Source organism: Shewanella electrica, assembly GCF_022321485.1.
GTDB classification, from domain to species: domain Bacteria; phylum Pseudomonadota; class Gammaproteobacteria; order Enterobacterales; family Shewanellaceae; genus Shewanella; species Shewanella electrica.
This window is the reverse complement of the sequence record NZ_JAKOGG010000006.1, coordinates 123,336-149,521: the sequence shown is the minus strand read 5'-3', so window position 1 is coordinate 149,521 and position 26,186 is coordinate 123,336. Positions and strand designations below refer to the sequence as shown.

Annotated in this window: 24 protein-coding genes and 1 tRNA gene; 9 read left to right on the top strand and 16 right to left on the bottom strand. The window is 48.3% G+C overall.

Annotated features, from left to right (window positions below):
* Positions 1-20 precede the first annotated feature (20 nt).
* Positions 21-1,388, top strand: a complete 1,368-nt coding sequence (locus L9G74_RS11215; RefSeq protein WP_238896442.1) for a sigma-54 interaction domain-containing protein — start codon at positions 21-23, stop codon at positions 1,386-1,388.
* Between the two features lie 6 nt (positions 1,389-1,394).
* Here L9G74_RS11215 and L9G74_RS11210 read toward each other — a convergent pair whose 3' ends face one another.
* The 4 genes from L9G74_RS11210 to L9G74_RS11195 form a co-directional block, all read right to left on the bottom strand.
* Positions 1,395-3,035: a diacylglycerol kinase family protein gene (locus L9G74_RS11210; protein WP_238896441.1), complete on the bottom strand. Its 1,641-nt coding sequence runs from the start codon at positions 3,033-3,035 to the stop codon at positions 1,395-1,397.
* Positions 3,026-3,217: a hypothetical protein gene (locus L9G74_RS11205; protein WP_238896439.1), complete on the bottom strand. Its 192-nt coding sequence runs from the start codon at positions 3,215-3,217 to the stop codon at positions 3,026-3,028. Before L9G74_RS11205 ends, L9G74_RS11210 begins: the two co-directional genes overlap by 10 nt.
* A gap of 196 nt (positions 3,218-3,413) precedes the next feature.
* The gene (locus L9G74_RS11200) at positions 3,414-4,214 is read right to left on the bottom strand and encodes a M23 family metallopeptidase (protein WP_238896540.1); all 801 of its coding nucleotides are present in this window, start codon (positions 4,212-4,214) and stop codon (positions 3,414-3,416) included.
* An 86-nt stretch (positions 4,215-4,300) separates the two neighbouring features.
* Positions 4,301-5,185, bottom strand: coding sequence for a 6-carboxytetrahydropterin synthase (locus L9G74_RS11195; protein ID WP_238896438.1), 885 nt, complete (start codon positions 5,183-5,185; stop codon positions 4,301-4,303).
* 193 nt (positions 5,186-5,378) lie between these two features.
* Here L9G74_RS11195 and L9G74_RS11190 point away from each other — a divergent pair, with 193 nt between their 5' ends.
* Positions 5,379-6,728, top strand: coding sequence for a dihydroorotase (locus tag L9G74_RS11190; protein ID WP_238896436.1), 1,350 nt, complete (start codon positions 5,379-5,381; stop codon positions 6,726-6,728).
* Positions 6,729-6,794: 66 nt separating this feature from the next.
* On the opposite strand, the gene yejK is transcribed toward L9G74_RS11190, so the two are convergent.
* Positions 6,795-7,823: a nucleoid-associated protein YejK gene (gene yejK / locus L9G74_RS11185; protein ID WP_238896434.1), complete on the bottom strand. Its 1,029-nt coding sequence runs from the start codon at positions 7,821-7,823 to the stop codon at positions 6,795-6,797.
* Between the two features lie 73 nt (positions 7,824-7,896).
* On the opposite strand from yejK, the gene L9G74_RS11180 reads away from it, so the two are divergent.
* The 4 genes from L9G74_RS11180 to L9G74_RS11165 all read left to right on the top strand — a co-directional run bounded on the left by L9G74_RS11180 (position 7,897) and on the right by L9G74_RS11165 (position 10,807).
* Positions 7,897-8,109, top strand: coding sequence for a DUF1414 domain-containing protein (locus L9G74_RS11180; RefSeq protein WP_238896432.1), 213 nt, complete (start codon positions 7,897-7,899; stop codon positions 8,107-8,109).
* A gap of 65 nt (positions 8,110-8,174) precedes the next feature.
* Positions 8,175-9,959 (top strand): DUF3413 domain-containing protein, encoded by a 1,785-nt coding sequence (locus L9G74_RS11175; protein ID WP_238896431.1) that lies wholly within the window; start codon positions 8,175-8,177, stop codon positions 9,957-9,959.
* Positions 9,960-10,092: 133 nt separating this feature from the next.
* A tRNA-Pro gene (locus tag L9G74_RS11170) sits at positions 10,093-10,169 on the top strand.
* A 281-nt stretch (positions 10,170-10,450) separates the two neighbouring features.
* Positions 10,451-10,807 (top strand): hypothetical protein, encoded by a 357-nt coding sequence (locus L9G74_RS11165; protein ID WP_238896429.1) that lies wholly within the window; start codon positions 10,451-10,453, stop codon positions 10,805-10,807.
* A 37-nt stretch (positions 10,808-10,844) separates the two neighbouring features.
* Here the strand turns inward: L9G74_RS11165 and L9G74_RS11160 are convergent, their stop codons facing one another.
* Positions 10,845-11,066 carry a hypothetical protein gene (locus L9G74_RS11160; RefSeq protein ID WP_238896427.1) on the bottom strand — a complete coding sequence of 74 codons (222 nt, stop codon included), beginning with the start codon at positions 11,064-11,066 and terminating at the stop codon, positions 10,845-10,847.
* Between the two features lie 353 nt (positions 11,067-11,419).
* Between L9G74_RS11160 and L9G74_RS11155 the strand changes: the two genes are divergently transcribed.
* Together L9G74_RS11155 and L9G74_RS11150 are read left to right on the top strand one after the other, a co-directional pair.
* Positions 11,420-13,048, top strand: coding sequence for a methyl-accepting chemotaxis protein (locus L9G74_RS11155; RefSeq protein WP_238896425.1), 1,629 nt, complete (start codon positions 11,420-11,422; stop codon positions 13,046-13,048).
* A 106-nt stretch (positions 13,049-13,154) separates the two neighbouring features.
* Positions 13,155-15,854, top strand: coding sequence for a bifunctional acetate--CoA ligase family protein/GNAT family N-acetyltransferase (locus L9G74_RS11150; RefSeq protein ID WP_238896423.1), 2,700 nt, complete (start codon positions 13,155-13,157; stop codon positions 15,852-15,854).
* A gap of 194 nt (positions 15,855-16,048) precedes the next feature.
* Here the strand turns inward: L9G74_RS11150 and L9G74_RS11145 are convergent, their stop codons facing one another.
* From L9G74_RS11145 to dmeF, 8 genes are all read right to left on the bottom strand, one after another.
* Positions 16,049-16,387, bottom strand: coding sequence for a hypothetical protein (locus tag L9G74_RS11145; RefSeq protein WP_238896422.1), 339 nt, complete (start codon positions 16,385-16,387; stop codon positions 16,049-16,051).
* A 142-nt stretch (positions 16,388-16,529) separates the two neighbouring features.
* Positions 16,530-16,967 carry a hypothetical protein gene (locus L9G74_RS11140; RefSeq protein WP_238896421.1) on the bottom strand — a complete coding sequence of 146 codons (438 nt, stop codon included), beginning with the start codon at positions 16,965-16,967 and terminating at the stop codon, positions 16,530-16,532.
* 109 nt (positions 16,968-17,076) lie between these two features.
* Positions 17,077-17,673 carry a DUF6624 domain-containing protein gene (locus tag L9G74_RS11135; protein ID WP_238896419.1) on the bottom strand — a complete coding sequence of 199 codons (597 nt, stop codon included), beginning with the start codon at positions 17,671-17,673 and terminating at the stop codon, positions 17,077-17,079.
* Between the two features lie 97 nt (positions 17,674-17,770).
* Complete coding sequence (locus L9G74_RS11130; protein ID WP_238896418.1) at positions 17,771-18,085, bottom strand: hypothetical protein; 315 nt, start codon at positions 18,083-18,085, stop codon at positions 17,771-17,773.
* Positions 18,086-18,804: 719 nt separating this feature from the next.
* Entirely contained in the window at positions 18,805-19,602 is a 798-nt protein-coding gene (locus L9G74_RS11125) for a DUF2726 domain-containing protein (RefSeq protein ID WP_238896416.1), read from the bottom strand.
* Positions 19,603-19,774: 172 nt separating this feature from the next.
* On the bottom strand, positions 19,775-21,412 hold the full coding sequence (locus tag L9G74_RS11120; protein WP_238896415.1) for a phosphoethanolamine transferase: 1,638 nt from the start codon (positions 21,410-21,412) through the stop codon (positions 19,775-19,777).
* 116 nt (positions 21,413-21,528) lie between these two features.
* Positions 21,529-21,954: a MarR family winged helix-turn-helix transcriptional regulator gene (locus tag L9G74_RS11115; RefSeq protein WP_238896414.1), complete on the bottom strand. Its 426-nt coding sequence runs from the start codon at positions 21,952-21,954 to the stop codon at positions 21,529-21,531.
* Between the two features lie 14 nt (positions 21,955-21,968).
* Entirely contained in the window at positions 21,969-23,057 is a 1,089-nt protein-coding gene (gene dmeF, locus L9G74_RS11110; RefSeq protein ID WP_238896412.1) for a CDF family Co(II)/Ni(II) efflux transporter DmeF, read from the bottom strand.
* A 201-nt stretch (positions 23,058-23,258) separates the two neighbouring features.
* On the opposite strand from dmeF, the gene L9G74_RS11105 reads away from it, so the two are divergent.
* A complete protein-coding gene (locus tag L9G74_RS11105) occupies positions 23,259-23,948 on the top strand; it encodes a tRNA/rRNA methyltransferase (protein WP_238896411.1) in 690 nt (229 codons plus the stop codon).
* Between the two features lie 22 nt (positions 23,949-23,970).
* Here L9G74_RS11105 and L9G74_RS11100 read toward each other — a convergent pair whose 3' ends face one another.
* Together L9G74_RS11100 and pssA are read right to left on the bottom strand one after the other, a co-directional pair.
* Entirely contained in the window at positions 23,971-24,747 is a 777-nt protein-coding gene (locus tag L9G74_RS11100; protein WP_238896410.1) for a tRNA-uridine aminocarboxypropyltransferase, read from the bottom strand.
* A gap of 18 nt (positions 24,748-24,765) precedes the next feature.
* Entirely contained in the window at positions 24,766-26,073 is a 1,308-nt protein-coding gene (pssA, locus tag L9G74_RS11095; RefSeq protein WP_238896409.1) for a CDP-diacylglycerol--serine O-phosphatidyltransferase, read from the bottom strand.
* Positions 26,074-26,186: the final 113 nt, after the last annotated feature.

Genomic DNA, 26,186 nt, shown 5'->3' with positions numbered 1-26,186 from the left:
GCTCCTTGAAGGGATTAATCATGCCTATACCTAAAATTTTTGTTCATATCCAAAAAGATACACTTAAGAAGCAGCTTTCTTCGGTACTTGCACGTAAAGGTTGCCACTTTATCTATGCATCTGAGGATGAACCATGGGATCAAGCGTTACTCAACGCAGATGTACATTTGGCATTGATTGAAATGACTGGTGATATGTCGGCAGGTCTCAACCGTATCATTAGCAGTCGACTGCCAGGGGAGCTTGAGTGGGTATTTATTAGCGACGGGCAACCAAATGTGACGCTCGATAAGCTTATCCGCTCTGGGGCGGGTTTTCATTTACGCCCACCACTCGATCTAAAATTGCTGCAAGAAGTGCTTGATGACTTTATTGCTGACTACACTGCACTGCAGGTAGCGCGCAGCGAACAAGTTACCATCAGCGAATTGGACCAATTCGGTTTGCTGGTAGGTTCGTCAAAGGTAATGCGTAAGTTATATCGCACCATGCGTAAAGTGGCCAACAGTGAAGCACAAGTGCTGATTATGGGCGAAAGTGGCGCGGGTAAAGAGTTAGTCGCTCATACGCTGCATCTGTCTAGCAACCGTAACAACGGCCCTTTTATCGCGGTTAACTGCGGCGCATTATCCCCAGAGCTGGTGGACAGCGAGCTGTTTGGTCATATCAAAGGCGCCTTCACTGGCGCGGTGAAAGATCATCAGGGGTTCTTCGCTCAAGCCGAAGGCGGCACCCTGTTTTTAGATGAAGTCACCGAAATGCCTTTGGCGCACCAAGTAAAATTGTTGCGAGTATTGGAAAACCGTGAATATCGTCCGGTGGGCAGCCAACATATTCAGCAAGCTAACGTACGCGTTGTTGCCGCCACTAACCGTAATCCAGCAGAAGCGATTGAGCAGGAGATCTTCCGTGAGGACCTCTATTTCCGTCTGGCGCAGTTTCCACTGATGATCCCGCCATTACGAGAACGCGACGATGACATTGTTGGCCTTGCCAAACATTTTCTCGCCTACCGTAACGCGCAGGAACTCACCGAGATTGGTATTTCACCAGAAGCACTGAGTAAAATTGCCGATTATCACTGGCCGGGTAACGTACGCGAATTGAAGCACTGCATCGAACGTGCCTATATTTTGGCCGACGATGTGATCCAACCGCATCACTTGCAGTTACAGCAAGATTTTCTTGGCGACGGCTATAAGCAGAATGCCAGCCTTGAAAATATTCCGGCTGGCATTCCGTTAGAAGATTTGACCCGTGCCGCGATTGAGGCCACCTTGGCGGAAAACCAAGGCAACCGCAAAACCACGGCGGATCAATTGGGGATCAGTGTAAAAACGCTGTACAACAAGCTAGAGAAGTATCAGCAAGACGACGAACAAATCTAGGGGCTGCTAACCTTTACTTGGCGGCAATAACACATTGAGCGATGCTGGTCGCACTTTGATATCCAGTTTTCTCGCACGTTCAGTTTCACCGTCAATGACATAATCAAGCGGCTGCGATGCCTTTATTCGCAGTCGCTTAACTTTTATATGGTGGGCGTGAATGTCTAAGCCGGTTCCCGTCAGGCCATTGAGCGCTAGCTCCGCTAAGGTAAACAACCTCTTGCCCCACTCTGTGTCCTCATGTGGCGTCAACCACGTCACATCTAGCAAGCCTTCACGCAGATCGGTATAACCTGCCCCTTGGGCCAGCAAGGTGGTATTGGGCGCGCCGTTAGCTACCGTCAGCGATCCCGTGTTGAGGTACATAGATTTGCCGCTATCAGCACGCACCTTTAGCCGCAGCACTTTATTTTGGCTGATGGAGTTCCAAAACCCTTGTAAGTAAGCCATCTCGCCATGTTGGTTCTTCTGTTCGCGGTCCGCTTCTTTAATCATCTGCGCTTCAAAACCAACACCGACCAACAACAAGGTGGTCTTACCGTTACATTTAGCGGTATCAATGCGCCGTTGTTCACCGTTGAGAATGTTATCCAGCGCTGAATTTATCGGATCGAGTTTAGCACTAATGCCCCACAGTACGTGGCTGAGCGCATTGGTGGTACCCAACGGCAAAATCCCCAGCGGTAAATCGGTGCCTACCAACACTGAGGCAACTTCCGTCACCGTACCATCGCCACCACCGGCCACCAGTACATCGGCGCCCTCTTGCAACGCACGCTGCGCTAAGCGCCGGGCGGACATCTCCGGCGAACTTTCCAATACGCTGACATCATAAAATTCGTTCAGTCGTTGTTCGATAAGTTCACGATGCTGCGGCCATTTACCACCGCCGCTGACTGGATTCACAATCAGCCATAAGCGCTGCTTGGCGGCAAACTCGTTTGAGTGCCACAGTGTTTGCAATAACTTAATTTGGCGCGCATTCAAACTGATGCTGTCGCGATGCTTTTTAATGGTTTTCAGTACGTCGGTTAATGTCACCTCTGTATCTTGGGTCAGTAACCACGCGGCTACCATCAATACTGAGCGGCCACGCCCAAGCGCACAATGTACTAAGGTTTTACGGCCAAGACGTTGTTGGCGTGACATCCACTGTAACGCCCGCCGCAACGCTGCGGTGGTGGGCACGTCATGATCGAGCACGGGCACATTAAGGTAGTTGATACCCGCTTCTTCAAGCATTGCCGCCGGAATGGCATCAAACTCCGCAGTAACGTCCAAAATTGCGCTAATACCACGTTGTTTCAGGTCATCCAAATCGCTGTAAATAAGCCGACTGCCGAGAAACAGATCCGGAGTAACTTCGCTAATCGCTGGCACCGCATCAAAACGGCGTGCCAGATTGTTATATAGCGTCATCACCAACAGAAACGGAAACAGCACCCAACGCATCACTGGACCAACACGGCCATTACTGTTCTTGCGGAAAATCGCTGGGCGGTGCAGCACATAAGCCGCCGCAACTAGCGCAAAAGAAACACTTAACCACAACAGCAGCGGCCACAACCATGCAAACGCCAATGGTAACCAATAGCCAAGCACTAACGCTGCCAGCGCTACCAAGGCATAGGTTACGATTAACGGCATAGGGCTTTATCCTGTAATTTTTGCACCATTTTAACCACTACATGCGTGGCGTAAGCCAACCCAAGTAGCGCCAGTACAAAGTCAGGTGAGATCCCGAGATGTTGAGTTTGAGAATCAAAGCCAGATACAGCGGGGGTGATCAGTAAGAACACGGTGCTAACAAACAGACTCCATCCAAGCATAACTCCTCCACAACAGATTTTTATTAGTTGCGAAAACAAATGCCAGTTACGTGCCAAACAGAGCAGAGAAAATAATGTTTTTAAATTTCAGAATGTTAGATTATTTACAATCTACAAATATAATCCCTACCAACTGACTGGTAAGCATTTTTTACCGATCAGTGGCAAGGATTTCACACTAAGCTGAACAGCTAACTTATTGAGTCTTCTTCGGTAATACGCTGGACATCGCCGGAACGACTGTTTGCGGATCGAGTCGCATCTGGTACCAGTTGAGGCGCCAATCCAAATGTGGGCCGGTAACACGCCCGGTCGCGCCAATCTCCGCCACTTTTTGCCCCTGCTTTACCTTAGTGCCCGGCGTTACATACAACTTACTAAGGTGCAGGAATGATGAACTCACACCCAAACCGTGGTCGATGATCATCGTCCCGCCAGAATAAAACATATCAGGCACCGCCAAGGTAATCACACCATCTGCTGGTGCCACAACTACCGTGCCAGTTGGCCGCGCAATATCTACGCCGTAATGCGGATTACCCGCAACGCCGTTGTAAACCCGTTGACTGCCATAAACGCCAGAAATACGGCCGGTCACCGGCCAGATAAACTTGCCAGCAAAGGCGTTAAGGTCGCTATCGGTATCACGCGCTTCACGTACCATCTGCGAATCTTGCTTGGCGCGCGCCACATCATCTGGATTGGGCTCCATGATCTTTTTGCTAATGCCTGTCAGACGTGAGATGCGGTAATCCTGTGCTGTCACCTTTAAGCTGAGTTCTTCAGTATTACCATCGGGATAGCGAATAGCCAATTGATGCTCAGGCGTCGCATCGCGCTCGAACCCGAACGCAAATTGCCCGGCTTTATTCACCCGCAGCGGTTTACCATCCAAGCTAATTTCGCTGCCGGGTTCGGTCGTACCACGTACTAACGCGCCCTGCGCCATTTTGCCTTCCAAGCTGGTGCGACTGGTCGAGTGAGGTTGTGCCGCCATCAATGGCGCAACGAGCAAACAACTGAGTAACGCGATTTTGCTGCTAACAAATTTCAAACTGTGCGACTCCTTACGCGAATAAATAATTAGCTACGCTCCACTTGGGCGTTAGCAATGGCACCTTTGCCGATGCCTTCAAACGCCATAACGCGAAATTGCTTGCCCGGCACTTTAGCCGCCAACGTATCGGCCATAAATTTTGCCAATAACTCGATGGTGGTGTCGTGTGGAATTATTTCACAGCAATCCTTAGCAATGGCTAACTGAAAGTCACCTTGCGGTGCTTGGTAATGAAAGCCGTAATGGCTGGCATCGGTAGCGCGGGTTTGTGGCGATAGCGACATAGTCTCGATAGCCACTAGGTCTTCCTCAGTACCGAGGTAAATATCATGCCAACGGTCAGCCCAATATTTATCCCACTCTGGCGCAGAGGCACCGTCTTCAAAAACTTTGATCGGACTACGATGTCCGTGAGCAATACGCTGGCAATTACCGTCGTGTTTTTTCAAACCGTGGCTGTAATGATAAAACGGCGTATCCAACATTTCGTTACGCAACGTCAGGCTGATTTCGGCCACATTATCAGGCAGCGCATCCCGCAGAGCTTTTTGTAGGAACGCATTCACTGAATCAAAATCGATAATCTCTGCTGGCACTAAAGCGAACGCTTCGGTAGGACACGCCAGATGAATACTGCCGCGCTTGCTATCAAAGTCCATCCACACGCGTTCGTTCTGCTGTTGCCAACGTACTTTACTACAAGCCGTTGGGATCAACAGCCGATGATCAGCTACATCATCAATCACGTGTTTAATCAGCTTTTTAACTTTGCCGAAATCGAGCACCATGTTTTGCTGATCGAGACCACCATCCAGCAAAACATCAACAATCCAGCTTTCTCCGACCATGCCACGGATCGGGCACAGGTATGAAAAATCGATAACCGTAAGATCTTTAACAAAAAGTTGCATTAATACTCCTGAGTAGAGAAACAGTCCACTCGTTAAAAGATAGCCGTATGTTAGCGCAAATGGTGCGCTAAACTGGCCGTGTTGATTGACAGCCACTATCTAATCAAATGATTTCTGTGACAGCAATTCCATTTATATTCCGTTATTATACCTATGTCACTGCCTAACTAATCAATGCTTAACAGGTACCCTAATGAAAACCCTAATCACAAATGCTCAAGTGGTGAACGAAGGCACCATCAGTACCCAAGACCTACTGATTGAAAATGGACGTATCGCCAAAATCGCAACTAGCATCAGCGCCCCAGCGGATGCGAAAGTGGTTGATGCCAGCGGCAAATACTTAATGCCCGGCATGATTGACGACCAAGTGCATTTTCGTGAGCCTGGCTTTCCTAATAAAGGCACCATTGCTAGCGAGTCTCGTGCCGCGGTTGCAGGCGGTATCACCAGCTTTATGGAGATGCCCAACGTTAACCCGCAAACCACCAACTTGCAGGCATTAGAAGACAAATATACCCGCGCCTCGCAAAGTTCTTTAGCTAACTTTGCTTTTTACCTAGGCGCAACCAACGACAACTTGGAAGAGATTAAACGCTTAGATCCGAACCAAGCTTGTGGTGTAAAAATCTTTATGGGCGCGTCTACCGGCAACATGTTGGTGGATAACCCAGATACATTAGACGCAATCTTCGCCAACTCTCCAGTAGTGATTGCCACCCACTGCGAAGACACACCAATGATCGCCATTAACGAAGCCGCTATGCGTGAAAAATACGGCGATAACGTGCCAATGTCGCTGCACGGCGAAATCCGCTCCCGCGAAGCTTGCTTAAAATCGTCTAAAATGGCAGCCGAATTAGCCATTAAACACAAATCTCGTCTGCACATTCTGCACTTAACCACTGCTGATGAACTGTATCTGTTCCAAGCAGGTAAAAAACTGGCGGACCTGAAAGGTGCCAACATCACCGCCGAAGCGTGTGTACATCACTTGTATTTCAACGACAGCGACTACGAGCGACTGGGTAGCTTGATCAAATGTAACCCAGCCGTGAAAACGCGTGCCGACCAATTGGCGATTCAACAAGCGGTGAATAATGATGTTATCGACATTATTGCGACCGACCACGCGCCACACACATGGGACGAGAAACACGCCGACAGCTATTTTAAAGCGCCATCCGGCTTGCCATTAGTGCAACACGCCCTACTGAGCCTGTTCGACCTGCACGCCCAAGGCATTTTCTCCCTAGAGAAAATTGTGCAAAAGACCAGTCACGCCGTAGCGGAACGCTTTGAGCTGAAAGACCGTGGTTATCTGCGCGAAGGTTACATTGCCGACCTAGCATTGGTTGACTTAAACACGCCGTTTAACGTCACCAAAGAAAACATCCGTTACCACTGTGGTTGGTCACCATTTGATGGTCACCAATTCAAGGCGAGCATCGCCGGTACTTGGGTGAACGGTAAACACGTGTTTGACGGCAGCAAGTTTATTGATAACAGCTTGGGTGAACGTTTGCAGTTCAACCGCCGTTAATTGCTAACACCTCAAGAAAAATAAAGCGCCAAATCGGCGCTTTATTTTTAGCTTCAGGCAACTCGGTTAGTCACCTTTCAGGCGGCGATCCAGTTGATCTTTCAAGTTGGCAGGCACGCCTTTAATCATAATGGTGTCCGACACCGGATCATAAATCACCCGCTCACCTAAATGGCTGCTGTCGAAACTGAGTGACACACCGCCGCCAGTGCCTGAAAACTTTTTCAGCTGGCGCAAGGTAGATTTATCGGCAGGAAACTCCTCTTCCAACGCATATTCACCACCGGCAGCAAAATCGTAAAATGAATCCATACCGGACTCGGCCAATTCGTCAGCCAAATCTTTTAGCATCACTTCGCTGCCGCTATCGACTTGCTCAGTGCAGTATTCAAATACGCGATCGCGACACGTTTGGCGTTCCTCTTTAGTCATGTCGCTTTCAGCAACAAAGTCTTCCACCGCTTGCATCAGCTGTTTGCTTTGCATTTTTGGATTAACGCCTTCAACGCAACCCATAAAATCGAGGAAGAAGTCCGCCACTTTACGGCCAGCACGACCACGCACAAACGAGATATATTTGCGTGACTCGTCATCAGCTTGCCATTCGGTCAGGTCGATACGCGCTGCCAACTGCAGATTAGCTAAATCCAAGTGCGTGTTTTGGCTCAGCTCCATATCATCGAGTACGGTCATTGATGGCTTGGCGTTCAGCAGCGCCACAAACAGATAATCGCTCGCCAAATAGGTGTAGCAAGCCAGCAGCAAAAATCCGCCTTGGCTGAAATCGTATTTTGACAGCTCTTGTTGCAGCAGATTGCCCGCTAGCGCGGAAAACTCAACAAAGCCTTGTTTACCCAAGGTGTAATCGCGCAGCGCTTCTTTAAACGCTGGATTGGCTTCACCGTCGTTGCCGTTAACTCCGAAAAAACCAAAGCCTTTGCCCGCTTTGGCTGAGTAGACTTGGTGTAATTCCGCCACAATGGCTTCAACCGCATTACCGTTCAGCAGCGGTTGTGGACGCAAGCGGCACGAGAGCTGTCCATCTTTATCTTGAATAATTGAGTGAATAATGGCTTGTTCGACGTGAATACTCATGGGCGTTAGTGCTAGTCAGTTGTAAATCCGCTATTATATGCCGCTAAGTCGTTAAAGAGTGAAATTTTTCAATATGGCACTTCAATCTAAATACACCAACGCTGAAGTTGAAGCTCTGATCGCTGAGCTGCTGGCAGTGTTAGAAAAACATCAAGCCCCAGTCGATTTAAGCCTGATGGCGCTGGGCAACACGGTTTCACATCTGTTGTCTACTCGCGTGAGTCCTGAGAGTAAAGCGCAGTTAGCGGAGCAATTTGCCAAAGCGCTGACACAATCTTTACGTTAACGAATAGCAATTTTCGTTGGCAACGCATTAAGATATCGACATAAAGCAAGAGATGGGAATCCAAGGTGGAGCGTAAAAAGCAACTCGTCAGGGATCAAGTATCAAGATTGGTAAACTGGGGCCACTGGTTTGCCTTTTTCAACGGCTTACTCGCAATGGTCGCGGGTGTGCGTTATTTGAGTACCGTAGGTTTTCCCGACAGCGTTATTGGATGGGGCTATTTAGCCATCTCTACGCTGGGCCACTTCAGCTTTCTTGCTTTCATTGTTTACTTAGTCTTTATCTTCCCCGTCACCTTGCTGCTGCCCTACTCGCGCATTTTGCGCGGTTACGCCGCCATTGTGGCCACTATTGGCATTTGTGCGCTGTTATATGATGCGGTGATCTACCGCGAATATGGCATGCACATGAGCCCATTTGCGTTTGATTTGGCCTTTGCCGACCTCAACAGTTTACTGCAAGGCGTGTCGATATTTGTAACACCGCTGGTGGTGCTAGTTATTGAACTGGTGCTCGCCAACGCGCTGTGGAAACGCATTGACCGCATCCAGCGCCGCAATGTCGGTAATAAGTTAGTCGCCGTTATCAGTGTGTGCTTTATTAGCAGCCATTTAGTCCACATTTGGGCTGACGCTGCCGAAGTCACCGCCATTACCCGCTTTGATGACGCGTATCCAATTTCCTACCCTGCTACCGCCAAAACCTTTATGGAAAACCATGGCATCGACGGTAGTAGCTTATCATCACTACCATTTGAAAAGCGTTTGCACTACCCGCAGCATCCATTGCAGTGCAAAATGCCGCAGCAGCAACACCCGAATGTGTTAGTGGTTGCCATTGATAGCTTTAGAAGTGATCTGGTTGACGCGCAAACCATGCCGTTCTTCCACGAATTTTCACAAAGGAACATGTCGTTTACTAACCATTTTAGCGGTGGTAACCAATTCTATAGCGGCATGTTCTCGCTCCTTTATAGTTTGCAAGGCAGTTATATCGATTCGGTGGACCTAGATTTCACCTCACCATTGCTCACGCAAACGCTTAAGAATGAGCAATACCAACTCGACATGTTTAGCGTGGCCTCCAACGTTAATAGCGCCAAACCGAAAGCCATTTTCAACGATTTCAACGTGCACTTAGCCGACGAATCAATGGGCAGTGCGATGGCCGACATCAGCAACATCGACAGTTTTAACCAATGGCGCCGCCAGCAACAAGGTCATTGGTTTGCCCTGCTCAACTTGCGTTCGCCAGAGGATTACGACACGCCAGTTGGCTTCCTCGGGGTGGAAACCATTAAGTCAGCTAAAGACCTAAAACCAGCGCAAAAAGTGTTGTTCAATCAGTACCGCCAATCACTTAACTTTGTTGATCAACAGCTAAAACGTTTGATTGAAGCGCTGCCAAACAACACCATCATTATCGTCACCGGTGTTAACGGCAAAGTGTTTACCAGTAACTCAGATGAAGCGCGCCACAACCTATCGCCACAAAACGTGAAAGTGCCATTAGTGATCCACTGGCCAGAAGCTGGCGGCAGCCAAGTCAGTTACCGCAGCAGCCATTACGGCATTGTGCCTACGCTGATGACGCAAGTGCTCGGTTGTACCAATGCCCCAAGCGATTACAGTGCTGGCCGTCACCTGCTGCAACCTGACGCCTCAACTTGGTTGTATGTTGGCGATAACCGCGTGTTTGCTATCTACCAAGAAAACGAAATCACCGTGATTGACCGCCACGGCAAGTACCGCATCTACAACGAGGATTACTCGCAGCGCCTGCGCAAGAAAATGAGTGCACCAGAGCTGTTAGATGTGATGCGCGAGGGACGTCGTTTATACAACCATTAGGCTAAGATAAACGATAAAGAACATAATCTAAGCAATTAACATATAACGAGATAATTGCTACTTGCGCAGTGTGGTGGCTCTTGCTAAAGTGCTGCCACGATAACTGCGCAGATGATGTTATCATCACAACTCTCGGTGTGTAGCGCAGCCCGGTAGCGCACTGTCATGGGGTGTCAGGGGTCGGAGGTTCGAATCCTCTCACACCGACCAAATATTTAACTTATTGATTTATACTGTAAATTGGTAAGTAGCTAAAGCCTCGAGTCAAAACCTTTGGCTCGAGGTTTTTTGTTTTATGTAGCACATATGTAGCACGGCTTTGGGCTAATATCGTCGTGGCGACGACGTCATTCTACAAGGCATTTAATTGTTGTTGATAGTGGGATATTTGCCGGTCGAGTTGTAGCGCGCCGCCAAAAATGACAAAAACAGAGCCCTTTTAAACTCCATCGTTTACTATATTTTGTATGTCCTAATAACATGGAGGTCATATGAAACGTTCAGAAAGAGCATGTCAAATATGGGCTGTATTAGCTCTATGCGCCAAAAATCGTCAGACAATCACTTACGGAATTCTAAGTAAATTAACAGGGATCGCTGCTCAGGGATTAGGTCAATGCTTAGAGCCTATACAATCCTATTGCTTATTAAACGAACTACCACCTTTAACTATTCTCGTGGTGCAACAGGACTCTGGTTTTCCTGGTGATGGGTTTACAGGAAGCAGAGCTGAGATATTTGCAAAAGATCTAATTCGTGTTTTTGATCAGGATTGGCTCGCTCACGGAAATCCACAGCCCGACAAACTTGAAGAAGCGGCAGCTAAAAGACCTTCAAATGGTGTTTAACCCAATGTTAGTTATTAATTCATGGTTGTGAGGGCTTTTAAACCTCAATCTCGCTGTATCGCAGGTTGGCTGCCGAGCCTTGCACCTGACCATCAACTATATAAACCTGTCCGCTGACGAAACGATCACCGAGCACCGACTGATAGCTGCCGTCGGCGTGTTGCATAGTGGTCATGCCGTTGGCGACAGAAACCACGGTAGCAACTGCGCGTTGGGGGCGCGGATTGAGTTGGTTTAGGCGCTCATAGATGTTGCTCATGAAGCGTTCCTTAATAGCGTTAAACTCTGATTAACCGCCACTTGCCCTTGGGCATTGACCTGTACGGTTATCGGTTACACCGTTCACCCTCACGGGTAAAATGCTGTGTTAATGGTCACTGATAGCACGTCGACATCGATTTAATTACTGAGATTGGCGATTACTTATTGGTGTTCACAACCACCGACGCAATGCCGCAATGATTTGACTAGGTTATACCGACTAAAGTTTTACACCTAAGTAGGTAGCAACCACTTATAAATTCAATTAGTTACCTAATAAATCATCCTCCTTCTCGGCGAATCTGTTCTACACTCAATACACGAGGTACTTTTTGTTGAGAGGTAAGTTAAATGTTCAATTCCCTGCGTGCTCGCTTTACCCTGCTGTTTTCAGCGTTGGCACTGGCTTTAATCGCGTTAGCGGTTATCGATGAATTTCGTAGCAGTCATGCAGAGGATGCAACGGAAAAATTAGGGAATGAATTTAATGTGGCGATTTCAGCGATTTTAAACGCGGATAGAGATCTGTATCAGGCCAAACTCGCTGAGCTACAGCTGATCACCACCGCTGACACCGCAGCCAAGCAGCAAAAACAGATTGAGGCGATTAATGAGAACTTGCAGCAAGCGCTTGAGCGTATGCAAAGTTTTCAAACGCTGATGTCGCAGTATCCGCAAGTAGAAGATGCCACCAACGGCTTTGATACAGCGTTCAAGCAGTGGCAGCAAGACACCGCCACCACCATTAGCGCGGTAAAGGCGGGCAAAAATTCAGAGGCCATGACGCATTACTTGAGTACCTCAAATAGTAACTTTGCTGCGCTGCGTAAAATCTATAACGCCGCAGGAGAAGCCGCCGATGCACAAGCCCATCAAGTCAGTGAAGAAGCAAAAAGTTATGCCGCTAATCTTGGTGTCTTTGAAAAAGGTCTGACAGTAGTCATGGTGCTGTTTGCCATCCTGTCCGCATTCTTCGGCCCACGTATTGTCACCACCGTATTAGCTGACATCACGCAAAAGATAAAAGATTTGAGCCAGGGCGATGGCGACCTCACGCGCCGCTTAAAACCCGCTAATCTGGTGGAGATCGATCATCTAGTCACCGCCACCAATGAGTTTATTGCGCAGCTGCAACAGATGTTTACCGCGGTAGTTAATCACTCCAGCTCGCTGAGCAATCAGGTGGAACGTTTGGATGAACAATCGGAGCAAACCAGCTCGTTAATTCATTACCAAGGGCAATCGGTCGAGCAGATAGTTACCGCGGTCAATCAGATGGCTGCATCCGTGCGAGAAGTGGCCTCACTGGCACAGGAAACCGCGCATGAAATAGACAGCGTTAGCGGGCTAACGGATAACGGCGCGGCGGTATTGCAGAACGCCGTAGATAAAATCAATCAACTGTCTTCCTCAGTCGATAACGCGGTTAATGTCATCCAGCAGTTAGAAGTCACCTCCAACAACATTACCTCGGTACTGCATGTGATCAGCGAGATTGCCGCACAAACTAACCTGCTAGCATTGAACGCAGCCATTGAATCGGCCCGCGCAGGCGAGCAAGGTCGCGGCTTTGCGGTAGTGGCCGATGAAGTGCGTACCCTTGCGGGTCGCACCGAGCAATCCACCAAAGATATTCAGCAAATGATTGATGCACTGCAGCAAGGCGTAAGAAGTGCCGTTGCCTCAATCAAACAAGGCGCGGGGTTAGTGGCAGAAAGCGTATCACTGAGCCAGCAAACCCAATCAGCGCTGGAGCAGATCCGCCATTCGACAGAACGGGTTAACCAGATGTCGGTGCAAACCGCATCAGCTACCGACCAACAAGCGAATGTGACTGAAGAGATCAGCCGTAACTTGGTAGATTTGGCTGACCGCAGCCAAGAAACCATTTCTGTAGTAGATAGTAGCCGCCAAGCCATTGGTTCAGCCGCCAATCTCGGGCATCAGCTTAAAGATGTGGTGGTGAAATTTAAGGTATAACTCCTTGTTTATGATAACGTGAGCGTTGGACGTTTAGCCTATTGTTGAAATGATTGGCCTGTGGAATCATGCTCCGCAGGTCAATTTTCTTTTATGGAAAATCCCCATGAGCCAGCGCAGCATTCGTAACCTGTTCACGCCTAAATCGATAACCGTTATTGGTGCTTCTAACTCCCCTGCTCGTGCCGGCTCGGTGGTGATGAAAAACCTCATGGCCAGTGGCTTTGAAGGGCCAATTATGCCGGTCAATCCGCACGCAACCGCCATTATGGGCGTACTGGCCTATCCCAATATTGAATCCTTACCGATAAAACCCGATTTAGCGATTGTCTGTACTCGCGGTGAACGCGTGCCAGCAATCATAGAAACGCTAGCACAGTTTGGCTGCAAAACGGCGATTGTGATCGCCTCCGGTATGAGCCAATTGCAAGACGAACAGCAACGGTCGTTGTGTGACCTGATGTTGGAACATGCCAAACGTTACGGTATGCGCATTTTGGGGCCAAATAGTTTGGGAATTATGCTGCCCAACTTGCACCTCAATGCCACGCTGGCACACACCAGCGGGTTATCAGGCAAGATTGCCTTTGTGTCACAATCGGCCGCCGTCTGCACCACAGTGCTGGATTGGGCCAACAACAAAGGCATCGGCTTTTCCGCTTTTATCTCGCTCGGTGATGCCAGCGATATCGATTTTGACGAGTTACTGGATTATCTCGGCCGCGATTCACGCACCTCCGCCATCATGCTTTATGTCGATTCCATCAGCGATAAACTGCGCTTTCTATCAGCGGCGCGGGCGGCGTCACGCCACAAACCGATCTTGGTGATTAAGTCGGGCCGCAGCAGCGAAGGCAGCTTAGCCGCAAGGCATCACACCGGCGCTGACCAAGGGAACGATGCCGTCTATGAAGCGGCCTTTCGCCGCGCGGGTATGCTGCGCGTAACCGATCTGGTTGAACTATTTGCCGCATTAGAAAGTTTGGCGCACCTCAATCCGCTACAAGGCGAACGGCTGTGTATTCTCAGTAACGGCGGCGGCCCTGCGGTATTGGCGGTAGATGAGTTGATCATCAAAGGCGGCAAACTAGCGCAGTTATCGGCGGAAACCGTGGCGAAGCTAAATCAAGTGCTGCCTACAACCTGGTCGAAACAGAATCCGGTCGACATTATCGGCGATGCCGATCCCAAACGTTACTGTGAAGCGCTATCGATTTTGATGGACAGTGACGAGCTTGATGCCGTGCTGGTGCTACACTCGCCATCAGCATTGGGTGATGGCAACGCCATTGCCGAAGCGCTGATCCAAACCGTAAAACAACACCCGCGCAAACATCGAGTTAACGTGATGACCAACTGGAGCGGTGAAGATTCCGCTTACCAAGCGCGGCGCCATTTTTCAAAAGCGGGTATTCCCACCTATCGCACGCCCGAAGGTGCAGTGCGCGCCTTCATGCATATGGTCGAATTTCGCCGTAACCAAAAACTGCTGCAAGAAGTCCCGCAAACCTTTACCGCCAACGCCGACATTGCCACTGCTCACCGCTTATTACAGCAAGCCTTGGCCAGCAATCGTCAGGTGTTAGAAACCCACGACGCGCGCGATATTTTATCGGCCTATGGCCTCAATACCATCGACACATGGCTCGCGGCAGACGCCGATGCCGCCATTGCAATTGCCGAAGAGAACGGCTATCCGGTGGCACTAAAAATTCAATCACCCGATATTTTGCACAAGTCAGACGTACACGGTGTCATGCTCAACCTCACCAACGCCGACGAAGTACGCCAAGCGGCAGAAGCGATCACCAGTCGCGTGCGCGCCGCCAACCCTGATGCCCGTATCGAAGGCATGATAGTGCAACGCATGGCGCTCACCGCTGGCGCGCAAGAGTTACGGGTGGCAGTAATTAATGACCCAGTGTTTGGCCCCGCGATTATGCTTGGTGAGGGCGGCTCAGAATGGGAACCCACGCGTGATGCCGCAGTAGCGCTGCCGCCGCTGAACTTGGCATTGGCGCGTTACATGGTGATCCAAGGCTTAAAGACCGGCAAAGTGCATGACCGCCACTTGCCAAACGGCCTAGACATGATGGCGGTGTGCCGCATGTTGACGCAAATCTCTAACTTGATTATTGATTGCCCCGAAATCGAACGCTTGGATCTCAATCCCGTATTGGCGTCGGGTACCACCATCACCCTGCTGGATGTGAATATTCAGCTCACCCAACAGGTAAAAGACAATGCCGCCCGCTTGGCGATATTACCGTATCCAAAAGAGTTGGAAGAATACGCCACACTGCGCAATGGTCTGAAAGTCATGCTGCGCCCTATTCTGCCCGAAGATGAACCCAAGCATTTGGCGTTTGATAATTCACTCAGCGATGAAGACCGCTACAAACGCTATTTTGGTGTCCGGTCACAAATGACACATGAAGAGATGGCGGTACTGACGCAGATCGATTACGCCCGCGAAATGGCCTTCATCGCCACCATTAAAGACGATAGCGGCGAAGATATTACCCTTGGTGCGGTCAGAGCCTCGATAGATCCGGACAATACCGAAGCGGAATTTGCCATGGCGGTACGCAGCTCACACCAAGGGATTGGTATCGGCAAACTGCTGCTGGAAAAATTGATTGCTTACTTCAAATCCAGCGGCACCCAAGTGCTCACCGGCTTTACCATGTTTGAAAACCGCAACATGGCTAACTTAGCCAAAACGTTGGGCTTTACCGTCACCTTTGATATGGAAGAACGGCTGATCCATATGCATATGGATCTCAACAACGAGCAAAACCAATAGTTTGCAACGGATAACAAAGCAAAAGACCGCCAAAGCGGTCTTTTGCTATTTGCTTGCCAAGCCAGTAGTGTTTTCAATGCAGCATATTTAGAGGTAGAGATTTAGATTGGCAATGGCTTGTTTATGGGTAAAAGTGCCTGTGAAAGCCGCACTTTTTGCGGAAAAACGTGTTAAGCGGCTTGTGAGGCGCTTAACTACGCAATACGCTCATTGTCTGAAAAAGCCGCCCAGCCTTTTGGTGCGCACATAACTTTCAGCATCTCCATAAAATCGTCACTCATAGAGTCACTCCAATTCTGACCGAATTGAAGTGATAAGTGCAGGGACTGCGAATTGTCTTCGTATTCCATTATCTCAATAACTTCGCCATTTTCGCCAAGCCAGTACCCACTATCACCCCTCGAAAAGAATGTAGATAGATAAGAGTAGACTTCACAAGCAGAACCTAATGAATAGGCCAACTCCACTTCATCTAGTGCGGAAACGGCATCCAGTTCTTGTTCTGGCCTTAGAATTATAAAATCGAAGCTCATAAGTGATCTCATTTATCGCGCTTGATGCCCAAAAACGGCTGACTTGTGATTGTAACTTTTGTGCAACAATGTCGAGGCTATGCACAAAAAGCGCGAGCGCAAGGCTGCCAAAGAGTGCAGCAAGTGATGTTGCTTGGTCTTATTAAGGCTCTCTTTGATCATTGCCATTTTCGTCCAAAAGCATCATTTGCCTGAAAAAAGACTTTATACTTCCACGATGTGGAAATTCTTCATTACATTCGTGATCAAGTAATACAGGCTTATACCCAGAGTCTATGTTGAGCGCATATAGGTTGCCCGCAAAGTCATCTCCTATCACCAAATAGTTAACTCCGTTTGTTTCGTACCAAGAAAAGTCACTATCTTCATGGCATAGCGTCGGGTAACCATAAATCATGTATTGGTCTTCTCTGACAGATCCATAGCCTACCTCCATTAAATATGAAGTGTATTCATTGGGAATACCGGGATATTTAGATTGAAGCTCCTTGCATTCAGCATCAGTCAATAAGTCGCGCTGATTGTTACTATCTAAAGGGTCTTCAACATTTTTCAAAAACTGGATTTCTTCTTCGTACATTATGAAACCTTAACGATTAAGCTAACGGGCAGTCAAAAACACAGCAAAAGCCCAAATTGAACGCCCCCAGTGAGCTTGCGAGCGACTTAATTTGTTTGTTATATGCGCACTAATTTAACTCTATTTCGGCGTGGTCTTTAATGCCATACATTTCCTCCATGAGCTTTCTGTAAAACTCCAATGGTGGCATGTTCATTTCAGCTCTTCTTTCATCCACTTTATCAACTTGTGAGATTGGCATGAAAATGACTTCACCATTTTTAATATCTGCTTGTGTACCGTACAGTTGCTTTTGCCCCTTATGAATAAGTATGCGGTCAGTCAAAAGTGCGACTTGTTGTCCTGATACACCTTCATTATTTAAATATGCTCTCTTTAAGTGTGGGAGCATTCTTTCTTGAAACTCAGTATCTGACGAGTGCTGTATTATAAGAAATGCTGCTCCAACCCCCTCATTTCCGACTTCAGCATTTGTCAGCCATTGTCGATTACTCAACATGGCTTTGAGTTTTTCGGTATTCTGATGATCTACTGACGCTAATTTAGCATGAAGCTCTTTCGGAGCCTTATCCCAACCGGCATCTCCTAACTGTTTTCGTATTGCCTGATCCTGGTTTGCCATCTCAATAAGTTGAGCTTGCATAGAAAGATTAATCTCAGCTGAAACAAAGGAGGGAATAAAGAGAAGTAGAAAGAAGAAGCGCATTTAAAAATTCCTTTTAAGCATATAACGCCTAATTTAGGCGCCGGAGCTGCGTAGCAGCGGAGGTCCCAGCCCGCTTGCGGGCGACTACAATTTTTTGTTATAAGTCGTTGACCTTAACGTAGACGAGTTTCTTAGGTTCACCATGTTTCGTACAATCTTCATCGACTTGATCCGCTAGAGCATCCCCGTATGCATCCCTTAAATATTGAAGCACATCTTTTCGACTGAACGTTTCTGAACCTTTTGATTCACTATAGTAAACCCGACCAAAATCGAACTTGACTGCCCCATGCTCTTGGATGGCAGGCATTATCTCTTGCTTCAGCTCTTGCATTTTGGACATCAATTTATTTATTTCTCGCTTCAGGCTTATTAACTCTTCAGCTTTTTCTATAAGCAACTGCTCGTCCATATGAGTTCCTTCTTAGAATAAGATCTATTTTCTTGAGACTTATAACATTTTATTAGTGCGCATGCGCATTTATCTTGCTGGACTAGTGAAAACGCGCACAAGGTTGGGATAAAAACCGTCCTCTTTCAATATGACTGTATGCCAGTCCAGCTTTTAGACATTTCAAAGAAGCACAACATTTAAGTGAAATTTTAGGCAAGAAAGTCTGCGTTTGACTGCGCCACAGACGACGAGTTAAGTCGTTTTGGGGTATACATTATCGATAGCTTAAATACCCTCAAATCTGCGGAGCTTGATGAGCTTTGCCCCTATCAATGAGGCGACATATATACCTAAAGCTAACTCCACGATGTCAATCAGAAGTGTCTGAGACAAGAATAATTCACCCGTTATCAAATACGTAATGGAATAGCCAAAAACTTCACTAAACAGGTACACCAGAAGGCAATTCAATACATAATGATTCTTAGATTTTATGTACAGCAATGCAAAAAGGACAATGCAAATCATGAAAGATATACAGTCCTTTGCAATCATACTGACCGTACTAGGGGAGCTTTCATCTCCGAACGCATAGAATCCAAAAGCGAAACCATTCAAGACGTTGAATATAACCATCAAAATTGAAAATATGAGTACTTTCATTGGGATATTTAAAATGACTATGTGATTGACTAATGAAAATGCGGATTTAACAATATACCACATTGCGACATTACTTAAATTGGCTCAATTAGCCCTGTAACTCTGAAAGAGGCAACCTTACTCCACAATACAACGGCATTTAGGAAATGCACTGCATCCCCAAATTCGTTTCCAGCATTGCTGCCTGATTTAGCTGTTCTCAACACCATCACTTCACCACATTTAGGGCATGTTCTTGGCGTGAGTTCATCAATTTTTTGTTCAGTCTGAATATGCGGTGCAGTCTCGGCCTCATTTACCGCGGGTACATCGCTATATGCTTCTGGCGCGATGATAACCTCGCCGTTTGTGATGCTGTCGGACGTGTTGATGACATCGTTAACCTGCTGTCTAAGATCGGCAATAACATAAGCTCTGGCGGCTTTAATCCTGAGTAACGAAAACCCAGCTGAGGCGCAGGCGCTATTGACGAATTCATCACGTTGCTGCGCTTTTTTGGTGTTGTGACTGGCGTCATCCAGTTCAACGGCGAGTATGAATGAGCAATCGTCTTTACGGCATAACACAAAATCAAAATGCTTTGCGGACACTTTATTAAATGCTCGCTGCCAGTTGGTGCGATTCATGCCAGATTTAGGCACCAGCACATCAGCTATGCGCACTTTGGCAAAGACCAAGGCGTCATTACCAATTGCTTGGACTAATGCACCATAAAAAGAGCGTTCGGCTTTGGTCAGCAAAAATTGCGTTGATTGATACGAGTATTGGGCTTGATGCGATTTATTGGTGAAAAGTTGAATAACGACCAACAGTACGATGCAAACGAATACAACTAGCAGTGCACTCTCCATATTTAACTCTGTCCAATCCATGTTGTGAGCGGCTAATGCTAGCCACTCTGAAGCATTACTCAATATTGGTCAATCAAGGCGTGCGAGAGTTAGCTTAGCGTCACACGGCTAACTCGTTAGCGAATAGATATTTGGCAGGTGCGGCAAGCCCTCGCCGCACGGTGAATTTGTCAGCCCTCACTGCTCAAGGCCGCTAGCTGCGGCAGTGGGCAAATAAGTCTTTATCCGCTTGGTACACTTGCGAATGCACATTGAACATGCCTAACAAGGTATCAAACAGATTGTCGTGGCTGATGCCCTGCTGTGCTGTTAAGCCGCGCAGGCATTGAGATTGCAGGCCATTGGCGCTGGCAAAATCGTTGGGCAGCCATACCAGCCAAGGTACGGTGGTTTGCTCTTTAGGGGCGAAATTATAAGGCGTGCCATGCAGGTATAACCCCTTTTCGCCCAAAGATTCGCCGTGATCAGACATATACATCATTGCTGGTTGATACTGCTGTTGCGCCTGTAAGGTGCTGATCACTTGCGACAAGATGTAATCGGTATACAAGATGGTGTTGTCGTAAGTATTCATCAACTGCTCGCGGCTACAGTTTTGAATGTCACTGCGAGGACAATCTGGCATAAATTGCTGCTGTTCCGCTGGATAACGCAGATAGTAAGTTGGGCCGTGGCTGCCGATAAGATGCAATACAATTAAGCGGTTGCTATTGTCTTTAGCGGGTTGTGCCAATGCTTGTTTCAGCGCATCAACCAACACCTGATCTTTGCAGAATTTGCCGTCACACAGTGCCGAATCCATATTAACGTCAATCACGGTATTGCTCACACGATCGCACACACCTTTGCAGCCGCTGTCATTATCAAACCACGACACATTGATACCAGCGTGATCAAGCACGTCAACCACCGTATCCTGCGCTCTGGCGCGGCGGCCATCGTAATCACTGTGATTCATACGCGAGAACATGCACGGCAGCGATACCGCCGTGGCGGTACCACAGGACTGCACATCATCAAATGCCAGCAAGTTGTATTGCTGGGTGTAAGGATTGGTGGCGCGTTGATAACCGTAGTATTGAAAATTCATCGCCCGCGCGGTTTCACCTACCACCATGACTAACAACTGCGGCTTGCTTTGCGGTGCAATCGGCTCAGCTTTCGCATCTAAGCCTAACTGTTTATACACCAACGGCGCTTGCAGGTAATGTTGGTCGATATACTTTATCGCTGAGCCAACAAAGTAGCTGGGTACCAAATAACGCTTAATTTCCATGTTGTTACGGAGAAAGGAAGCGTAGTTTTGCATGAAGATAAACGCGATAGCGCCTGCCACAAGCACGTTACCCACGATGAAATACAGTTTGCGCAGTAGCTCTTTGCCAAACGGACGATAAGCAATGTCGGCCTTGAGCAACAGTAACGATGGTAATAAACCGGTAAGCACAAAATTGAGTATCGACGCCCAATTGAGATAGGTCATCGCCTCTGAGCTGTTGGTTTCAAAGGTGTTTTCAATCATGCCGGTATCGAACACCACACCATATTTAAACGCGGCAAAAAATACACTGGATGACAGTAAGATCAGCACAATGAAAAACGGTTTGAGCAGATAGCGGAAGCTAAACAGCGAAAACAGTGCCGCCAATATGGCGACTAAGAATACTGGGATCGTGGCGACAAAGAGTGGGTCAATGTGCGCTTGGTGTTCAAGACCGCGTTTAACCACCGCAAAGAACGGCAAGTTAAACACCATCACAAAGAATAGCGCCAGCAAGAATGTGACGCGGTTTACCGAGAGCGATTTAAGCACCTGAAGTCCTGTAAGCATCCTATATACATCGATAGGTTAACAATCAACGCATTATTTTTAGCTTTGAGGACTTAAGGTTTGCTTAAGAGGTTTTTCCGTCAGATTAATATTATTTTAGGTGGCAACTCACCGCGCTAAAACGCGCGGTTAATGCGCTCAAGAAAACTCAAAAACTGCTGGCATTCGGTCGCATCCAGCGCTGCGGTCATCTCTTTGGTTAACTGCAGATGTAGCTGATCATGTTCGGCAAACATCTGCTGGCCGCTGGCGGTTAAGTTCACTGCCACCGCGCGACGGTCGCCCTCAGTAGTCTGCCGTTCAACTAAACCATTTTTTACCAAGCGATCCACTAACACCGTTAAGGTGCCAGTGGTAACGCCGAGTTTGTCGGCTAAGTCTTTCATGCGCAACGGGCCATTAGCGCCGAGAATTTCCACCGCATGGATCTGCGCTAGCGATACGCCTTGATCGCGCACCACGCTTTGCTCCCATGAGGATAGCCGCTCATAAAACTCAATAATTGCATGGTTGATCTGCTGCTGAATTACGTCACTCGCCATATAACTGCCCTACCTTAATGATGATGACCGTGATGATGGTGGTGATGCTCATGATCGTGGTCATGGTCATTGTCATGGTCATGGTCATGGTCATGGTCATGGTCATGGTCATGGTCATGGTCATGCAGCGCAGTTTGCTGGCAACAGCTATGGCGTGGGTGGTCAGCTTCGTGACAGTCGTCACAGCGATTCACTTCCACCGTGAGATGGTCAATCTGAGTGATATCGGCCAGCAGCGCATGGTAATAATCCGCTGATTTTGGCTCATGGCTAACTAACGTGACCATTGCAGCATGATTGTCGGCGCTGACTGGCCACACGTGAATATCAATCACCTTGTGGTCATGCTCCGCTTCAATCTTGGCAACAATCTGTTGGCTCAGTGCTGGAGTTACTGAGGCGTCTAACAAAATCGGGCTAGTTTGTTTAACTAATCCCCACGCCCAACGGCTGATAATTATTGAGCCCACAACGCCCATCAATGGATCTAACCAGGTCAGTCCCGCATATTTACCCGCTACCAAGGCGCCAATCGCCAGCAACGAGGTCAACGCATCGGCTAATACGTGGAAATAGGCCGCTTTTAGATTGTGGTCATCGTGGTGGTGATGGTCGTGATCGTGACCATGATGGTGATGGCCGTGGTTATCTTTGAGCAAAAACACGCTGACAATATTCACAATCAAACCAATCACCGCCACCAAGATGGCGTGGTCAAATTGAATATTCTCTGGATGCAGCAAGCGCATGACCGATTCAATCAGCATCAGAATTGCGACTAAGCCGAGTGCGACCGCACTGGTAAAACCGCCGAGCACACTGACTTTGCCCGTACCAAAAGTAAAGCGTGGGTTGTTGGCATGCTTGCGGGTGTAAGAATAGGCAAACAAGGTCAGCATAAATGCTGCCGCGTGGGTGCCCATGTGCCAACCATCGGCCAACAGCGCCATCGAACCGAAGATGGTACCGGCGGTGATCTCGGCCACCATAGTGATCAGGGTTAATACTAATACCAACTTAGTGCTACGTTCACCGCCTTCGTTGACGTGACTAAAGTTGTGTGGTTGCTGCCAACGTGCAGTGGTATGAAATTGCTGAGCCATGAAGATATCCGTTTTAGTTTGAACATCAATTAACTTGATAGTCAAACTATTCTAGTTTCAAACAAAAAGCAAACTCACTGCACGGAAAACCCAGCACCAGGCGACAATATTTTTCGCACGCTTGCCCCGAATGGCTGCGAAACAGGCAGCACTTTTCTGCTAAACCCTTTTATAATGTGGCGGCAAAAATAAGGAGCTGTCATGTCATTGAGTTTTATTTTGGTACGCCCTGCCCGCGCGGCTAACGTTGGCGCGGCGGCACGCGCATTAAAAACCCAAGGGTTTAGCGAGTTGATTGTGGTGGACTCGCAAGCGCACACCGAAGAGGAAGCGCAATGGGTCGCCTGCGGTGCAGAGGATGTATTAACCAACATTCGTACCGCTGACAGCTTAGCGTCGCTGCGGGATGAGTTCGATCTGTTAGTGGCCACCACCGCGCGCGATCGCAGTAGCCCGCATACCTTCCACAGCCCAGATGAACTGGCACAGTTGTTAGCCAACAAGCCGCAATCACGCGTGGCGATTGTGTTTGGTTGCGAAGCTAGCGGCTTATCGAATACCGATTTGGCACTGTGCGATCTTTACAGTTACGTGCCGTTGGCAGGTGATTATCCCTCACTCAACTTGGCGCAAGCGGTGATGGTGTATTGCTACGAACTTGGCATGAAGCGCTCCGAGCAACGTATCGGCTTACAACAGCAAAGTGCTGATGAACATCAAACCCAAGCGTTGAAGCAACGTGTGCTGCAAACCATGGCGCAATTGGGTAATCAACAAGATGAAAAATTAAAACAGTGGTTGTTGGATGGTGTGGCGCAGTTGGGCGAACGGGATATTAAGATGGCCCACCAGTTAGTGGGCGACATTTTGAAACACACAACTAAAGCCTAACGTTGCTTATGCTTAGCGTCGCTTAGCGTTGTGCGACGATAGTGCGCAACGCGGCAATGCTGTCCAGTGATGCTGTTTTATTGTGGCTACGCCCCAACAAACTACATTCCACAAACAGGTTAAACCAATCTGACAGTGCGTCAGCATTGGCTTGCTCACCACAGGCTTGCAAGGTCAATACGGCAACTTCTGCCGTCCCCAATTGGAAATCCCGCTGCCCTTTGCGCAGTCGATAATGGGCGATGCTCTCTGGGCTGAACGACAACATTGGCAAATGGTGCAGATACGGACTTTTGCGGAACATCTTTACCGCTTCGCGCCAACAACCATCAAGCAAAATAAACAGCGGCTTTTTCGCACTAGTGTCGTCGCTTGTGGTTGGCAGTTGCGGCACCACTTGCTGTTGTTCCAGCGCGTATTCTGCTGGAAACACCAGATAAGCTTGATATTGCGGATCGGCCAGCAAGGCCAATAACCCTGCATCGGGCGCAGTGCGCGACCATAAAAACGCGTGAGTATCGGGGATGAGGTCGGCGATCAACCGGCCACTGTTACTTGGCTTAAGCACTTCGGTATCGTACATCACCAAAGCAAAGGCGGCATTTGACTCGCACGGTTTACGCCAAGCGCAGGTGCATACCGTTTGTGGCAGCATGCAACGGCGACAACGTAGCACCTTATTGCCACGCGACGCATAAGGCCGCGTAGCCAGTGATTGCCGATAGTCAAACAAGCGATGCACCGCATGAGGCGGTTGTTGCGCGGCAGTCGCGCAGTTAACTTCAACGTCTAACGGCAATTTTGTGTACCTGATTAGTTACAGAATGCGTCGCAGCAACAAATCCGCTTTTAAGCGACGGATTCGGTTAAGGATCTTCTTCACCGGTGCTGGATATTGTTGCAGCGTATCCAGCGCGCGATAATGGCTTAACTTATGGCCGTGCACCAACAGGCGTTGCTGTTCTTCAACAAACTTATCTTTCAGCAGTTGTTGCTCATCATGCACTAACAAGCCGTTTTCCAAATCCAACGCCCAAGCACGGGGATTGAGGTTACTGCCAGTCAGCAGATGTTGCTGATGATCCACGCTAATGCCTTTGAGGTGGAAGCTATTATCGTCGTGTTTCCACAAGTAGACATTCAGCAAGCCCTTTTCGATAGCCCACTGTTGCCGCTTCATAAACTTACGCAGTGATTGCTCGTACAGATACGGCAGCGCACCAATGGTAGAAAACGGTTTTTCTGGTGGAATATAAAAATCGTTAGCGGTTTTATCGCCAACGATAATGTCAATCTTCACCCCGCGGCGCAGCTGGCGACTGATTGCCCGCGCCAACGAATATGGTGGATTAAAGTATGGCGTACAGATGAACATCTCGCGCTGCGATGATTTCACCAATTCTAAAATTGCGTTATTGAGCTTGTTGCTCTTGCGCCCCAAGCCCACCAACGGCGTCACTCGCAAGCCATTGTGTTTAGCTCGGAAACGATAAGACGCATGCGCTAGACGTTGCTTGAATGCCCGCAGTTGGTTTTTATCGGGTTTGCAGCAGTTGTCGTCAGTGAGTTTAACTACCGCTTCATCGGCCAGAATATCTTGGTCGATCATATCGATCATGCTGGCGGCCAATTCAGCCGAGTTGATCAAATAATAACGGTCTAGACGATAACGTTGCTGCTTTTGCAGATACACGTTATTGAGGCTGGCGCCACTATAGATGACGTTGTCATCAATAATGAAGCCTTTGAGGTGTAACACCCCTAAAAATTCGCGCGACTTAACCGGCACACCGTAAATAGCAAACGGCGCAGCGGCTTGTTGCATCAATTTACGGTACAGCAAATAGTTACCGCTATCGCCTTTTTGACCAATCAGGCCACGGCGAGCGCGGTGGAAATCAACCAAGACTTTAATATCAAGCTGAGGATTGGCTGCTTTGGCAGCTAACAGTGCGTCGAGGATCTCACGTCCAGCATCGTCATCTTCTAAATATAGCGCTGCAATATAGATGACTTTTTGTGCTTGCTTGATCTGCTCAAGCAGTGTTTCCCTGAAATGCACCGGCGTTAACAACCAATGTATATTCTCAGGGGCAATGGCAATGCCGCCAGAATGGTCCAGCAAGATATCCTCCTGTCTATAATTCCACCAAGGGAACTTATATCACTTGCTCAGCAAAACGCTGCTGCCAAAATAAGGGATAAGAACTTACCGACTTGTAACCCCATCGGCAAGAA

Coding starts and splice junctions, on each gene's coding strand:
- L9G74_RS11215 (WP_238896442.1), top strand. CDS start 21: ATGCCTATACCTAAAATTTTTGTTCATATCCAAAAAGATACACTTAAG.
- L9G74_RS11210 (WP_238896441.1), bottom strand. CDS start 3,035: ATGCCGTTAATCGTAACCTATGCCTTGGTAGCGCTGGCAGCGTTAGTG.
- L9G74_RS11205 (WP_238896439.1), bottom strand. CDS start 3,217: ATGCTTGGATGGAGTCTGTTTGTTAGCACCGTGTTCTTACTGATCACC.
- L9G74_RS11200 (WP_238896540.1), bottom strand. CDS start 4,214: ATGGCGGCACAACCTCACTCGACCAGTCGCACCAGCTTGGAAGGCAAA.
- L9G74_RS11195 (WP_238896438.1), bottom strand. CDS start 5,185: ATGCAACTTTTTGTTAAAGATCTTACGGTTATCGATTTTTCATACCTG.
- L9G74_RS11190 (WP_238896436.1), top strand. CDS start 5,379: ATGAAAACCCTAATCACAAATGCTCAAGTGGTGAACGAAGGCACCATC.
- yejK (WP_238896434.1), bottom strand. CDS start 7,823: ATGAGTATTCACGTCGAACAAGCCATTATTCACTCAATTATTCAAGAT.
- L9G74_RS11180 (WP_238896432.1), top strand. CDS start 7,897: ATGGCACTTCAATCTAAATACACCAACGCTGAAGTTGAAGCTCTGATC.
- L9G74_RS11165 (WP_238896429.1), top strand. CDS start 10,451: ATGAAACGTTCAGAAAGAGCATGTCAAATATGGGCTGTATTAGCTCTA.
- L9G74_RS11160 (WP_238896427.1), bottom strand. CDS start 11,066: ATGAGCAACATCTATGAGCGCCTAAACCAACTCAATCCGCGCCCCCAA.
- L9G74_RS11155 (WP_238896425.1), top strand. CDS start 11,420: ATGTTCAATTCCCTGCGTGCTCGCTTTACCCTGCTGTTTTCAGCGTTG.
- L9G74_RS11150 (WP_238896423.1), top strand. CDS start 13,155: ATGAGCCAGCGCAGCATTCGTAACCTGTTCACGCCTAAATCGATAACC.
- L9G74_RS11145 (WP_238896422.1), bottom strand. CDS start 16,387: ATGAGCTTCGATTTTATAATTCTAAGGCCAGAACAAGAACTGGATGCC.
- L9G74_RS11140 (WP_238896421.1), bottom strand. CDS start 16,967: ATGTACGAAGAAGAAATCCAGTTTTTGAAAAATGTTGAAGACCCTTTA.
- L9G74_RS11135 (WP_238896419.1), bottom strand. CDS start 17,673: ATGCGCTTCTTCTTTCTACTTCTCTTTATTCCCTCCTTTGTTTCAGCT.
- L9G74_RS11130 (WP_238896418.1), bottom strand. CDS start 18,085: ATGGACGAGCAGTTGCTTATAGAAAAAGCTGAAGAGTTAATAAGCCTG.
- L9G74_RS11125 (WP_238896416.1), bottom strand. CDS start 19,602: ATGGATTGGACAGAGTTAAATATGGAGAGTGCACTGCTAGTTGTATTC.
- L9G74_RS11120 (WP_238896415.1), bottom strand. CDS start 21,412: ATGCTTACAGGACTTCAGGTGCTTAAATCGCTCTCGGTAAACCGCGTC.
- L9G74_RS11115 (WP_238896414.1), bottom strand. CDS start 21,954: ATGGCGAGTGACGTAATTCAGCAGCAGATCAACCATGCAATTATTGAG.
- dmeF (WP_238896412.1), bottom strand. CDS start 23,057: ATGGCTCAGCAATTTCATACCACTGCACGTTGGCAGCAACCACACAAC.
- L9G74_RS11105 (WP_238896411.1), top strand. CDS start 23,259: ATGTCATTGAGTTTTATTTTGGTACGCCCTGCCCGCGCGGCTAACGTT.